This window comes from Pseudomonas sp. NPDC098740 (assembly GCF_044760065.1).
GTDB classification, from domain to species: domain Bacteria; phylum Pseudomonadota; class Gammaproteobacteria; order Pseudomonadales; family Pseudomonadaceae; genus Aquipseudomonas; species Aquipseudomonas rossensis.
The window spans coordinates 43,332-57,478 of the sequence record NZ_JBIWAM010000029.1 but is presented as its reverse complement, the minus strand read 5'-3'; the positions used below and the strand labels follow the sequence as shown (position 1 = coordinate 57,478).

Below are 14,147 nucleotides of genomic sequence, written 5' to 3'. Positions count from 1 at the left end.
GAGTTGATCCGAACCGTAGTTTTTATTGATGAGACCGAGCCATGCACAACAATAATAAAGAGCTGACCCTCAGCGCCCCGCTCAGCGGCCCGGTGCTCACGCTCGCCAAAGTCCCGGACCCGGTGTTCGCCAGCGGCGCCATGGGCGACGGGATCGCCATCGATCCGCTGAACGACACCCTCCACGCCCCGTGCGCCGGCGTCGTGGTACACGTCGCGCGCACCGGCCACGCCGTCACCTTGCGTGCCGACAACGGCGCCGAATTGTTGCTGCACCTGGGCCTCGACACGGTCGAGTTGCAGGGCGAAGGCTTCTCGATGCTGGTCAAGGAAGGTGCGCGGGTCAGCAACGGCCAACCGTTGTTGCGCTATGACCTGGACAAGGTCGCGCAGCAGTGCAAAAGCCTGGTCAGCCTGATGATCCTGACCAACAGCCAGGACTTTCAGGCACGGCCGATCACGCTGAAGTCGGTGAAAGTTGGCGAACCATTGCTGCACATCATTCGTCGGCACGCACCTGGAGCGCAGGCCGAAGCGGAGCTCTCCGGGGAAGAAATTGTCGGCCACATTCGCATCGCCCATCGTGGCGGTTTGCATGCTCGTCCGGCAGCGCTGATTCGTCAGACAGCGCAAGGTTTCAAGAGTAAATCGCAGCTGCATTTCGCTGGCAAATCGGCGACCTGCGACAGCTTGATCGGGTTGATGGGCTTGGCCATCGGCGAGCAGGACGAGGTTCAGGTCAGTTGCCAGGGACCGGACGCCGAAGCCGCGTTGCAAGCGTTGCTGATCGCGTTATCCACCGCGCTAGCCGAAGACAGTCATGCCGCCGCGCCGACACCGCTTGCTCGACGCACCCGAGCTGCCGAAGCGGGCGTGCTGCACGGTGTTTGTGCAGCCCCCGGTTTGGTTGGCGGCCCGTTGTTCCGCTTGAACGCAATCAGCCTGCCGGTGGACGCCGGCAACCATGATCCCGAGCAACAGCTGCACGTTCTCGACACCGCGCTAACCGTTGTGCGCAATGAAATCGACCACACGCTGGCCCAAGCCAGGAAACATAAAAACACCGACGAAGAAGCGATCTTCGCCGCGCACCTCGCCTTGCTCGAAGACCCGGCATTGCTGAACGCAGCGAACACCTCCATCGACCAGGGCATGGCCGCAACCCACGCCTGGAGCCAATCGATTGACGTGCAGTGCGAGGTGCTCCAGCAACTCGGCAGCCCGTTGTTGGCCGAACGCGCCAACGATCTGCGCGACCTCAAACAACGCGTACTGCGTGCTCTGCTCGGCGAAACCTGGCACTACGACGTGCCGGCCGGCGCCATCGTCGCGGCCCATGAACTGACGCCGTCCGATTTGCTGCAACTCAGTCAGCAAGGTGTTGCCGGGTTGTGCATGGCCGAGGGCGGCGCGACTTCCCACGTGGCGATTCTCGCTCGCGGCAAAGGCTTGCCGTGCATGGTTGCACTGGGTTCTACGCTGCTGGATCAGCAGCAAGGCCAAGCGGTTGTGCTGGATGCCGAGGGCGGTCGCCTCGAACTGATGCCAAATGCCGAACGTTTGGCCGAAGTGCATCAGGCACAACTCGATCATCAACAGCGCCGCGCCGCGCAACAGGCTCAGGCTCACACCCCGGCGCTGACGCTCGATGGTTTGCAGATTGAAGTCGCCGCCAATGTGGCCTCCAGCGCTGAAGCGGCTGATGCCTTGACCAATGGCGCCGACGGCGTCGGCTTGCTGCGTACCGAATTTCTGTTTGTAGATCGCAGCACCGCGCCGGACGAAGACGAACAGCGCCTCGCCTATCAAGCCGTGCTCGATGCCATGGGCGACAAGTCGGTGATCATTCGCACCATCGACGTCGGCGGCGACAAACAACTCGACTATTTGCCGCTGCCGGCTGAGGCCAATCCAGTGCTTGGCCTGCGCGGCATTCGCCTGGCTCAGGTCCGTCCGGAATTGCTCGACCAGCAACTGCGGGCCTTGCTGCACGTCAGCCCACTCTCCCGGTGCCGGATCCTTTTGCCGATGGTGACCGAAGTCGATGAGTTGCTGCACATCCGTAAGCGTCTCGACGCCTTGTGTACCGAATTGGGTGTGAGTGAACGCCCGGAGCTGGGCGTGATGATCGAAGTCCCCGCCGCCGCACTGCTGGCCGAGCAACTGGCCGAACACGCGGACTTCCTGTCCATCGGCACCAACGATTTGTCGCAATACACCCTGGCCATGGACCGCGACCACGCCGGCCTCGCCTCGCGGGTCGACGCCATGCACCCGGCGCTGCTGCGGCTGATCGCCCAGACCTGCGCCGGTGCTGCGGTGCATAACCGTTGGGTCGGTGTCTGCGGCGCGCTGGCCTCCGATCCGCTGGCCACGCCGGTACTGATCGGCCTGGGCGTCAGCGAGTTGTCGGTCAGCCCGGTGCAGATCGGTGAAATCAAGGACCGCGTCCGCCACCTGGACGCGAGCGAATGCCGACGCATCAGCCAGAACCTGCTCAAGTTGAGCAGCGCCAGCGCGGTGCGTCACGCCTGTCACCAGCAATGGCCTCTGAGCTGAACAACAACTACAGCTCTAAAACAAAAAGAACACAGGGAGAACCGCCATGTACCAATACTTCATCGAAGGCCTGCAACGCCTCGGCCGCGCGCTGATGCTGCCGATCGCGATCCTGCCGATCGCCGGCCTATTGCTGCGCCTGGGCGACACCGACCTGCTGAACATCGCGATCATCCACGACGCCGGCCAAGTGATCTTCGCCAACCTGGCAATGATCTTCGCCATAGGCATCGCGGTTGGTTTCGCCAAGGACAACAACGGCACCGCAGGCCTCGCCGGAGTCATTGGCTACCTGGTGATGATCTCCACCCTCAAGGTACTCGACGCGAGCATCAACATGGGCATGCTCGCCGGGATCGTCAGCGGCTTGATGGCGGGCGCGCTGTACAACCGTTTCAAGGACATCAAGCTCCCGGAATACCTGGCGTTCTTTGGCGGCCGGCGCTTCGTGCCGATTGTCACCGGGTTCGCCGCCGTGGGCCTGGGCGTCATCTTTGGCTTGATCTGGCCGCCCATCCAACACGGCATCAACAGCTTCGGCACGTTGATGATGGAAAGCGGCAGCTTCGGCGCGTTCGTCTTTGGCGTTTTCAACCGTCTGCTGATCGTCACCGGGCTGCACCACATCCTCAACAACATGGCGTGGTTCGTCTTCGGTAACTTTACCGACCCGACCACGGGCGCCATCGTCACCGGCGACTTGTCGCGCTACTTCGCCGGTGACCCGAAAGGCGGCCAGTTCATGACCGGCATGTTCCCGATGATGATCTTCGGTCTGCCCGCCGCGTGCCTGGCGATGTACCGTAACGCCCTGCCGGAACGCCGCAAGGTCATGGGCGGGATCTTTCTGTCGATGGCGCTGACGTCGTTTTTGACGGGTGTGACTGAGCCGATCGAATTCGCCTTCATGTTCCTCGCGCCGCTGCTTTATCTAGTGCATGCGTTGCTGACTGGCCTGTCGATGGCGATCACCAACCTGTTGAATATCCATCTCGGCTTTACGTTTTCCGGTGGTTTGATCGACATGATTCTCGGCTGGGGTAAATCCACCAATGGCTGGCTGGTGGTGCCGGTGGGGCTGGCGTATGCGGTGATCTACTACGTGGTGTTTGATTTCTGCATTCGCCGCTTCAACCTCAAGACGCCAGGGCGTGAAGATATTCCAGCGGGCGACAAAGTCGTCGTGGCCGACAACGAACGGGCCGGGGCTTACATCAAGGCGCTGGGTGGTGCGCAGAATTTGATCACCGTGGGTGCGTGCACCACTCGGTTGCGGCTGGACATGGTGGATCGCAGCAAGGCAAACGATGCGGAGTTGAAAGCGCTGGGTGCGATGGCGGTTGTGCGTCCGGGCAAGGGTGGGAGTTTGCAGGTAGTGGTCGGGCCGATGGCCGACAGCATTGCCGATGAGATTCGCTTGGCGATGCCTGCTTTGGGGCGCGCGATCATTTCCTCCCCCGCTGCGGTAATCGATGCGCCGAAACCTGCTGCGGTGGCGAATTCAGAAGCACAGCAATGGCTGAACGCTTTGGGTGGCGGCGAGAACGTGTTGCAGATGGATTGCATCGCCATGACCCGGATCCGGTTGCAACTGGCGGATGGCAAGGCGTTGTCGGAGTGTGATTTGAAGGCGCTGGGATGCCAGGGCATCAGCCAGTTGGACGGTGGGGTTTGGCATCTGCTGATTGGCGACAAGGCATCGAGTTTGAATGATGCACTGGATGCGTTGGTGAATCGCAGTGAGGTGAGTGCCAAGGTTTAACCCACGCCCTCTGTAGGAGCTGTCGAGTGAAACGAGGCTGCGATCTTTTGATCTTGAAAAATCAAAATCAAAAGATCGCAGCCTCGTTTCACTCGACAGCTCCTACAAGGGGTGTGTGCATTCATTGATTGTTCAGGCAACAAAAAACCCGCTGAACGCAAATTCAGCGGGTTTTTCATTTCAGCGGCCAGGAAGACTAGAAATCCTCCAACCGCCACACCTCATAAGCCGGCGTCTCGTAGGGATGACTCTGCTTCAGAGCCAACACCACAGAACGAATCAACTCATCCGCCACGACAAGCTCAACCTTCCATTCCTCAACCTGCTCGACCTGCCCCGCTTCACCAATGAACGGCTGACTGCCATCCAACGGGTGAAACTGGCCGAGGCCGAGCACTTGCCAGGCGCAATGGTCGTACGCGCCGATCCGTCCGCCACCGGCGGCGAATACGGCACTTTTCACGTCTTCGACGTGACTGGTTGGAACAAAAAAGCTGAGCTTGTACACGGCGCTTAGTTAACCCGCTTTTAGTTTACCCAGACGCGCGCATTACGGAACATACGCATCCAAGGTGCGTCTTCGTTCCAGTCTTCCGAACGCCACGAGTTCTGCACCGCGCGGAACACACGCTCCGGGTGAGGCATCATGATCGTCACGCGACCGTCGCGGCTGGTCAAACCTGTGATCCCGCGCGGCGAGCCGTTCGGGTTGGCCGGGTAGTTTTCGGTGACCTTGCCGTGGTTGTCGACGAAACGCATCGCCACGCAACCCGACAGATCGGCTTCCAGCAACGCTTCTTCGCTGGCGAACTCGGCATGACCTTCACCGTGAGCAATGGCGATCGGCATACGCGAACCGGCCATGCCTTGCAGGAAGATCGAGTTCGATTCCTGAACCTGAACCATCGCCACGCGCGCTTCGAACTGCTCGGAACGGTTGCGCACAAAGTGCGGCCAGAACTCGGGGCCCGGGATCAGCTCGTGCAGGTTGGACATCATCTGGCAACCGTTGCACACGCCGAGGGTGAAGCTGTCGTTACGCTCGAAGAAGCCCTGGAACGCATCGCGAGCGCGGCTGTTGAACAGCGCGGACTTGGCCCAGCCTTCGCCGGCACCCAGTACGTCGCCGTAGGAGAAACCACCGCAAGCGACCAGACCTTTGAACTCGTTCAGGTCGACACGGCCGGCCAGAATGTCGCTCATGTGCACGTCGATCGCGTTGAAACCGGCGCGGTCGAACGCGGCCGCCATTTCTACCTGACCGTTGACGCCCTGCTCACGCAGTACGGCAACCTGTGGGCGAATGCCTTTCTTGATGTAAGGCGCGGCGACGTCCTGGTTGACGTCGTAGCTCAGCTTGACGCTCAGGCCCGGGTTGTCTTCTTCAAGCAGCACGTCGAACTCTTGTTCGGCGCAGTCGGCGTTATCACGCAGACGCTGGATCTGGTAGCTGGTTTCAGCCCACTGACGTTGCAGCAGACGACGCTGACCTTCGAACACGGTGTCGCCGTTGAACGTGATGCTGATCTGGCCGTTGTTCATCGGCTGACCGATCACCGACACGCAGTCACCCAGGCCAGCTGCGCTGAACTGCGCGAGGATGTCTGGAGTGGCGTCCTGGCGAACCTGGATCACAGCGCCCAGTTCTTCGTTGAACAGGATTGCGGCGATGTCGGCGGAGGTTTCTGCCAGACCGTCGAGGTTCAGGCTCAGACCGCAGTGGCCGGCGAAGGCCATTTCCACAGTGCTGGTCAGCAGACCACCGTCGGAACGGTCGTGGTAAGCCAGCAGGTGACCGTCGGCGTTGAGACCCTGGATCACGGCGAAGAAGGCTTTGAGGTCTTCGGCGTCGTCGACGTCCGGCGCTTGCGAACCGAGCTTGCCGTGAACCTGGGCCAGGATCGAGGCGCCCATGCGGTTCTGGCCACGGCCCAGATCGATCAGGATCAGGTCGGTGGTGCCCTTGTCCATGCGCAGTTCCGGCGTCAGGGTCTGACGGATGTCAGCCACAGGCGCGAAACCGGTCACGATCAGCGACATCGGCGACGTCACGGTCTTGTCGACGCCTTCGTCGTTCCAGCGGGTGGCCATGGACATGGAGTCCTTGCCCACCGGAATGGTGATGCCCAGCTCTGGGCACAATTCCATGCCGACCGCTTTCACGGTGTCGTACAGACGCGCGTCTTCGCCTGGGTGACCGGCAGCGGACATCCAGTTGGCCGACAGTTTGATGTCGGAGATTTTGTTGATGCGCGAAGCCGCGATGTTGGTCAGGGTTTCGCCGATGGCCATACGGCCCGACGCCGGAGCGTCCAGCAGTGCCAGCGGAGTACGCTCGCCCATGGCCATGGCTTCACCGGTGTAAACGTCGAAGCTGGTGGCGGTGACGGCAACGTCGGCTACCGGAACCTGCCACGGGCCGACCATCTGATCGCGGGCCACGAGGCCGGTGATGGTGCGGTCGCCGATGGTGATCAGGAAGCTTTTGCTCGCCACGGCCGGGTGATGCAGAACGCGTTCGACGCAGTCTGCAATCTCGAGGGTCGACGGATCGAAATCGTCGCCCAGTTCGTTTTCGCGAACGGCCGAACGGTGCATGCGCGGGGCTTTGCCCAGCAGCACTTCCAGTGGCATGTCCACCGGGCTGTTGCCGAAGTGACTGTCGGTGACGGTCAGTTGCGGCTCGGCAGTGGCTTCGCCAACAACGGCAAACGGGCAACGCTCGCGCTCGCAGATCGCCTGGAAGCGTTCGAAGTCAGCCGGGCCGACCGCCAGAACGTAACGCTCCTGGGATTCGTTACTCCAGATTTCGTGCGGGGCCATGCCCGGCTCGTCGTTTGGAATGTTGCGCAGTTCGAAGCGACCGCCACGGTTGCCATCGTTGACCAGTTCCGGGAAGGCGTTGGACAGACCGCCCGCGCCGACGTCGTGGATGAAGCTGATCGGGTTCTTGTCACCCAGTTGCCAGCAACGGTCGATGACTTCCTGGCAGCGACGTTCCATTTCCGGGTTTTCGCGCTGAACGGAAGCGAAGTCCAGGTCTGCCGAGCTGGTGCCGGTGGCCATGGAGGAAGCGGCGCCGCCACCCAGACCGATCAGCATCGCCGGGCCGCCGAGGACGATCAGCTTGGAGCCAACGGTGATCTCGCCTTTCTGCACGTGTTCGGCACGGATGTTACCCATACCGCCGGCCAGCATGATCGGCTTGTGGTAACCGCGAACTTCGTCGCCACGCGGGGTGGTGATCGACTGTTCGAAGGTACGGAAGTAACCGGTCAGGGCCGGACGACCGAATTCGTTGTTGAACGCGGCGCCACCCAGTGGGCCTTCGATCATGATGTCCAGCGCGGTAACGATGCGCTCAGGCTTGCCGTACGGCACTTCCCACGGCTGTTCGAAGCCCGGGATTTGCAGGTTGGACACGGTGAAACCGGTGAGGCCAGCCTTTGGCTTGGCGCCACGACCGGTAGCGCCTTCGTCGCGAATCTCACCGCCACTGCCGGTGGACGCGCCCGGGAACGGGGCAATCGCAGTCGGGTGGTTGTGCGTTTCGACTTTCATCAGGATGTGCACCGGTTCCTGCACCGCGCCGTACTGGCGGGTTTCAGGGTCCGGGAAGAAACGGCCGGCGACGTTGCCGACGATGACCGAAGCGTTGTCCTTATAAGCCGACAGAACGCCTTCGCTGTGCATCACGTAGGTGTTCTTGATCATGCCGAACAGGCTTTTTTCCTGGCTCTGACCGTCGATGTCCCAACTGGCGTTGAAGATCTTGTGACGGCAGTGCTCGGAGTTCGCCTGGGCGAACATCATCAGTTCGATGTCGTGGGGGTTGCGCTTCAAGCCGACGAAGGCGTTGACCAGGTAATCGATCTCGTCTTCGGCCAGGGCCAGGCCCAGCTCGGTGTTGGCTTTTTCCAGCGCGGCGCGGCCGCCACCCAACACGTCGATCGCGGTCAGCGGTTTCGGCTCGGCATGGCTGAACAGGCCGGCGGCTTGTTCAAGGTTGCCGAGGACGATCTGGGTCATGCGGTCGTGCAGCGCATCGGAGATCAGCTGCGCTTCGGCGTCGCTGAACTGGCCGGCGACGTAGAACGCGATGCCGCGTTCCAGGCGCTGGATTTTCGTCAGGCCGCAGTTGCGAGCGATGTCGCTGGCTTTACTGGACCACGGCGAGATGGTGCCGAACCGCGGCAACACCAGGAACAGACGACCGGTCGGCTCTTGTACCGGAACACTTGGGCCGTACTTCAGAAGGCGCGCGAGCACCTGCTGTTCGTCGCCGGTCAGGACGCCGGTAACTTCGGCGAAGTGAGCGAATTCAGCATACAAGCCACTGACAGCCGGAACTTTCTGGCTCAGTTGCTCAAGGAGTTTGCTGTGGCGAAAGGCAGAAAGGGCAGGAGCGCCGCGCAGGATCAACATCTTCGGGACAGCCTCGGGAAGGGGTGTGCTTTGAGGCCGTGCATTCTAGCCTAAACAGGCCGCGACATCACCCGAAACGGTACGGGCGGCTGCACCCGGGCGTCGGGCCGGGTGTTCGGACCTCAAACAGGTGCGCGCCGAGCGTTATTTTTTCTGTCACAAAATGCTGCTCGAGCCCATTCCTGCGGGCTCCGGAGCGGTTTTAAGCCGCCTAGCAGACAAGCCCTTCGCTGTCGAGATATGGCGCTCGTGGTCCTTTGCGTATACTGCGCAGATGTTTTCCCCAACGGCTTTGCGTCCGCGGTTCGCCAAATGGCTGATCGCAACCGGACTCTTCCTGGTGCTCAGTGGCTGTGTTGATAAACCCAACACGCTTGAGCGCGTAAAGGAGGATGGCGTGCTGCGGGTGGTTACCCGAAACAGCCCCGCCACCTACTTTCAGGATCGCAACGGTGAAACCGGCTTCGAATACGAGCTGGTGAAGCGCTTCGCCGACGATCTGGGGGTGGAACTCAAAATCGAAACCGCCGACAACCTCGACGACCTGTTCAATCAGGTGGGCAAACCCAACGGCCCGGTGATCGCTGCTGCCGGCCTGGTCAGCAGCGAAGTGCGCAAAAAGCAGGTACGGTTTTCCCACTCCTATCTCGAAGTCACCCCGCAGATCATCTATCGCAACGGCCAATCGCGGCCCACCGATGCGAAGGATCTGGTGGGCAAGAAGATCATGGTGCTCAAGGGCAGCACCCACGCCGAGCAGTTGGCGGAGCTGAAAAAGAAATACCCCGGCATTGATTACGAAGAGTCCGACGCTGTTGAAGTCGTCGACCTGCTGCGGATGGTCGATGAAGGTCAGATTGATCTGACCCTGGTCGACTCAAACGAAGTGGCGATGAACCAGGTCTACTTCCCCAAGGTGCGAGTGGCATTTGACCTCGGCGACGCCAGCAATCAGAGCTGGGCCGTGGCCGCTGGTGACGACAACAGCCTGCTCAACGAGATCAATACGTATCTCGACAAAGTGAAGAAAAACGGCACCCTGCAACGCCTGAAAGACCGTTACTACGGACATGTCGATGTCCTCGGCTACGTGGGCGCCTACACCTTCGCCCAGCACTTGCAGCAACGGCTGCCCAAGTATGAACAGCACTTCAAAGCGTACGCCAAGAAAGAGAAAGTCGACTGGCGCCTGCTGGCAGCAGTCGGCTATCAGGAATCGTTATGGCAAGCGGCGGTCACGTCGAAGACCGGCGTGCGCGGGCTGATGATGCTGACCCAGAACACGGCGCAGGCCATGGGCGTGTCCAACCGGCTCGACCCTAAACAGAGCATCATGGGCGGCGCCAAGTACCTGGCTTACATGAAGGATCAGCTGGACGAGTCGATTCAAGAGCCGGATCGCACCTGGTTTGCACTGGCGGCCTACAACGTCGGCAGCGGTCACCTGGATGACGCGCGCAAACTCGCGGCCAAGGAAGGACTGAATCCGGACAAATGGCTGGATGTGAAGAAGATCCTGCCGCGCCTGTCAGAGAAAAAGTGGTACAGCAAGACCCGTTATGGCTACGCCCGAGGCGGCGAGCCGGTGCACTTCGTGGCGAACATCCGTCGTTACTACGACATCCTGACGTGGGTCACGCAGCCGCAGCTTGAAGGCAATCAAGTGGCCGAAGGCAACCTGCATGTGCCGGGGGTCGACAAGACCAAACCGAATCAGGAAACCCCACAGCTCTAATACCGCGGGGCCGGTGCAAAAAAGATCGCAGCCTTCGGCAGCTCCTACGAGGTTATGTGTACACCAAGGAGCTGGCGAAGCCTGCGATCTTTTGATCTTAGCCTTTCAACGCAGCAGCCAGAATCAGCGCCTTCATCTCCGAAACAGCCGACTTGAACCCGACAAACAACGCATGAGCCACCAGCGCGTGGCCGATGTTCAGTTCGTTGATGCCCTTGATCGCGGCCACTGCTTCAACGTTGTGATAGTGCAGACCGTGACCGGCATTGACGATCAAACCTTGAGCCAGACCAAACGCCACGCCATCCGCCACACGCTTGAGCTCTTCAGCCACTTCGGTTGGCGTCTCGGCATCGGCATAACGACCGGTATGCAGCTCAATAGCCGGCGCACCAACACGACGGGACGCTTCGATCTGCCGCTCGTCAGCATCAATGAATAGCGACACTTCACAGCCGATTTTCGCCAAGCGATCCACCGCTGCTTTAATCCGTGCTTCCTGACCCGCCACGTCCAGACCACCTTCGGTCGTCAGCTCCTGACGGGTTTCAGGCACCAGGCAAATGTGCGCCGGACGAATGCGTTCGGCGAACGCCATCATCTCTTCGGTGACGCCCATTTCGAAGTTCATGCGGGTTTGCAGCACATCCTTGAGCAGCAACACGTCGCGTTCCTGAATGTGCCGACGGTCTTCGCGCAGGTGCACGGTAATGCCGTCAGCGCCCGCCTCTTCCGCATCCAGTGCTGCCTTGACCGGATCCGGATAGCGCGTGCCCCGGGCCTGCCGCAGGGTGGCTACGTGGTCGATGTTCACGCCAAGAAGAATGCGATTGCTGGTGGTCACGGAAGCGCTCCTGAAAATGGAAAAGTTCGGCGCACAGCATACACGGGGAGATAGGGTCTGTTGATGTTTGGCAGCGGCCGCGACGGATGACCACTTGGTGCAGGGCAAGGCGCGAGGAAAGTAGTTTGGTTGTTCCAAATAAGTTCCGAGCAACGCAGCCCTGCGCCAAGTGGGCGCCCGGCGCGGCCGCTGCCAAGCATCAACAGACCCTATGGCTTGCGAAACAACTCGCGACTCACCAAGGGACGACCGCCCAGATGAACGGCCAGTGCCTGGCGCATCAATCGCTTGGCTGCCGATAGCGCGCCAGGGGCAGACCAATCTGCATCGGCCATCGCCAACAGTTCGGTGCCGTTGAACAGACCGGGTTGCAGCAGGTAGACCCGTTCGAGTCCCGCATCCACTTGCAGACGGTAGAGACCGTCCGGCGCGATAGGATCGCCATGGATGTCGGCAGTCAGGGCAAAGCCGTAACCCAAGTCATCCAGCAGCCGCCATTCGAAGGATCGCAACAAAGGCTCCAGCGGACGACCTTCGGCAAGCGCAAGCAGGGTCGCGGCGTAGTGGTCAAACACAGCGGGATGCGGGTCTTCGGACGGCAACAGCCGAATCAACAGCTCATTGAGGTAGAGACCGCTGAACAGCGCCTCACCATTTAGCCAGGTGGAGACGCCAGCGCTTTCCATGCGACCGACGTTCTTCAATTCACCACGCCCACGGAACTCCACTTCCAGCGGCACGAACGGCCGTGCCAACGTCCCGGCCTTGCCCCGAGCACTGCGCAATACCGCCCGTAACCGACCTTGCGGCGTAAGGAAATCCACCAATGCGCTGTTCTCGCGGTAAGCGCGGGAGTGGAGCACGAAGGCGGGTTGGCCGATGGGTGGGGTTTGGGACATGGAAGTCAGCGTTCTCAATGAGTCAGCACAGATTTATAAACCACCCAAAACCAATGTGGGAGCGAGCTTGCTCGCGATGAGGGCATGACATTCAACATCGATGTTGACTGGCAGACCGCTATCGCGAGCAAGCTCGCTCCCACAGGGTACTTCGGTGTATCAGGAACCGGTGTTACAGGTCGCCGTAACCCAGCGAACGCAAGGCGCGTTCGTCGTCGGACCAGCCGCCTTTCACCTTGACCCAGAGGTTGAGCATGATCTTGGAGTCGAACAGCAATTCCATGTCCTTGCGTGCCTCGGTGCCAATGCGTTTGATCCGCTCGCCCTTGTCGCCAATGATGATTTTCTTCTGGCCGTCGCGCTCGACGAGGATCAAGGCATGGATGTGCAGGGTTTTGCCCTGTTGCTTGAACTCTTCGATTTCGACGGTGATCTGGTACGGCAGCTCGGCGCCCATCTGGCGCATGATTTTCTCGCGTACCAGTTCAGCGGCGAGGAAGCGGCTGCTGCGGTCGGTGATCTGGTCTTCCGGGAAGAAGTGATCGTTTTCCGGCAGGTAACCGGCAATCACGCGCTCCAGCGTTTCGAGGTTATGCCCGTGCTGGGCCGAGATCGGCATGATCTGCGCGTTCGGCAACTGTTCCTGCAACCAGGTCAGGTGCGGCATCAGCTCGGCTTTGTCTTCGATGCGGTCAGTCTTGTTCAGCGCCACGATCAGCGGGCCGGTCACGTATTGAACGCGCTCGAGGACCATCTGGTCTTCGTCGGTCCACTTGGTGCGGTCAACTACGAAGATCACCACGTCGACGTCTTTCAACGCCGCCGAAGCGGTCTTGTTCATGTAGCGGTTCAGGGCTTTCTCGCCACCTTTGTGCATGCCGGGGGTGTCGACGTAGATCGCCTGCACGGCGCCTTCGGTCTTGATGCCGAGCATGTTGTGGCGAGTGGTCTGAGGCTTGCGCGAGGTGATCGCCAGTTTCTGACCCAGTATGTGGTTCAGCAGCGTGGACTTGCCCACGTTGGGACGGCCGACGATGGCAACATAGCCACAGCGAGTTGCAGTTGAATCAGTCATTGCCATTCTCCACACCCAGGGCAATCAGTGCTGCGGCGGCCGCTACCTGTTCGGCAATACGACGACTCACACCCTGACCTCGGCTTTTTTCATTCAGTAAGGTGATTTCACATTCGACGAAGAACGTCCGGCAATGTGGCTCACCCTGGATATCCACCACTTCGTAACGTGGCAGCTCACAACCACGCGACTGCAGGAATTCCTGCAGGCGGGTTTTTGGATCTTTGTTGGTGTCGACCAGCGTCAGGCCTTCGAACTCACCGGCCAGCCAGGCCAACACACGCTCGCGCGCCATGTCCATGCCGGCATCCAGGTAGATCGCACCGATCAGCGCTTCAAGGGCATCGGCCAAAATCGACTCGCGACGGAAACCGCCGCTTTTCAATTCACCGGAACCCAGGCGCAGGTATTCGCCCAGATCGAAACCGCGAGCCAGTACGGCCAGGGTCTCGCCTTTCACCAGGCGTGCGCGCAGTCGCGACAACTGGCCTTCGCGAGCCAGCGGGAAGCGATCGAACAGCGCCTCGCCAGCAACGAAGTTGAGGATGGCATCACCGAGGAATTCCAGGCGTTCGTTGTTACGCCCGGCAAAGCTGCGGTGAGTCAGGGCCAGGACCATCAGTTCCTGATCCTTGAAGGTGTAGCCGAGCTGACGCTCGAGACGGCTTAAGGAGACGCTCACGGTTTACCCACGCTGAGTTCGTGGTTGGATTCCACCGCCATCGCCGTGATGCGGCGCAGGCTTGGGACAATTAACGCTGTGTTCAAAAATAACGTCCTGAATATCGTTGTTTTCATGCTTCTGTCGCCGATTATGCCGGTTCCAGAAATGCATTCGGCGCTGTGTTC

General features: G+C 60.5%; 9 protein-coding genes. 3 read left to right on the top strand and 6 right to left on the bottom strand.

Annotation, left to right across the window (positions count from 1 at the left end; genetic code table 11):
• Positions 1–41 precede the first annotated feature (41 nt).
• Together ptsP and nagE are read left to right on the top strand one after the other, a co-directional pair.
• A complete protein-coding gene (gene ptsP, locus ACIQU2_RS25450) occupies positions 42–2,558 on the top strand; it encodes a phosphoenolpyruvate--protein phosphotransferase (RefSeq protein WP_403144816.1) in 2,517 nt (838 codons plus the stop codon).
• A gap of 46 nt (positions 2,559–2,604) precedes the next feature.
• Positions 2,605–4,320: an N-acetylglucosamine-specific PTS transporter subunit IIBC gene (gene nagE / locus ACIQU2_RS25445; RefSeq protein ID WP_403144814.1), complete on the top strand. Its 1,716-nt coding sequence runs from the start codon at positions 2,605–2,607 to the stop codon at positions 4,318–4,320.
• 196 nt (positions 4,321–4,516) lie between these two features.
• Here the strand turns inward: nagE and ACIQU2_RS25440 are convergent, their stop codons facing one another.
• Together ACIQU2_RS25440 and purL are read right to left on the bottom strand one after the other, a co-directional pair.
• Positions 4,517–4,828: an NGG1p interacting factor NIF3 gene (locus tag ACIQU2_RS25440; RefSeq protein WP_403144812.1), complete on the bottom strand. Its 312-nt coding sequence runs from the start codon at positions 4,826–4,828 to the stop codon at positions 4,517–4,519.
• Between the two features lie 20 nt (positions 4,829–4,848).
• Positions 4,849–8,745 carry a phosphoribosylformylglycinamidine synthase gene (purL, locus tag ACIQU2_RS25435; RefSeq protein WP_403144809.1) on the bottom strand — a complete coding sequence of 1,299 codons (3,897 nt, stop codon included), beginning with the start codon at positions 8,743–8,745 and terminating at the stop codon, positions 4,849–4,851.
• Positions 8,746–9,019: 274 nt separating this feature from the next.
• On the opposite strand from purL, the gene mltF reads away from it, so the two are divergent.
• Complete coding sequence (gene mltF / locus ACIQU2_RS25430) at positions 9,020–10,480, top strand: membrane-bound lytic murein transglycosylase MltF (RefSeq protein ID WP_347803220.1); 1,461 nt, start codon at positions 9,020–9,022, stop codon at positions 10,478–10,480.
• A 97-nt stretch (positions 10,481–10,577) separates the two neighbouring features.
• Here the strand turns inward: mltF and pdxJ are convergent, their stop codons facing one another.
• The 4 genes from pdxJ to rnc all read right to left on the bottom strand — a co-directional run bounded on the left by pdxJ (position 10,578) and on the right by rnc (position 13,980).
• Positions 10,578–11,324, bottom strand: a complete 747-nt coding sequence (gene pdxJ / locus ACIQU2_RS25425; RefSeq protein WP_008004962.1) for a pyridoxine 5'-phosphate synthase — start codon at positions 11,322–11,324, stop codon at positions 10,578–10,580.
• 209 nt (positions 11,325–11,533) lie between these two features.
• Positions 11,534–12,223: a DNA repair protein RecO gene (recO, locus tag ACIQU2_RS25420; protein WP_283189055.1), complete on the bottom strand. Its 690-nt coding sequence runs from the start codon at positions 12,221–12,223 to the stop codon at positions 11,534–11,536.
• Positions 12,224–12,395: 172 nt separating this feature from the next.
• Positions 12,396–13,298, bottom strand: a complete 903-nt coding sequence (gene era, locus ACIQU2_RS25415; RefSeq protein WP_008151577.1) for a GTPase Era — start codon at positions 13,296–13,298, stop codon at positions 12,396–12,398.
• A complete protein-coding gene (rnc, locus tag ACIQU2_RS25410) occupies positions 13,291–13,980 on the bottom strand; it encodes a ribonuclease III (protein WP_010463056.1) in 690 nt (229 codons plus the stop codon). The genes era and rnc overlap by 8 nt, the downstream gene beginning before the upstream one ends.
• Between the last annotated feature and the right edge of the window lie 167 nt (positions 13,981–14,147).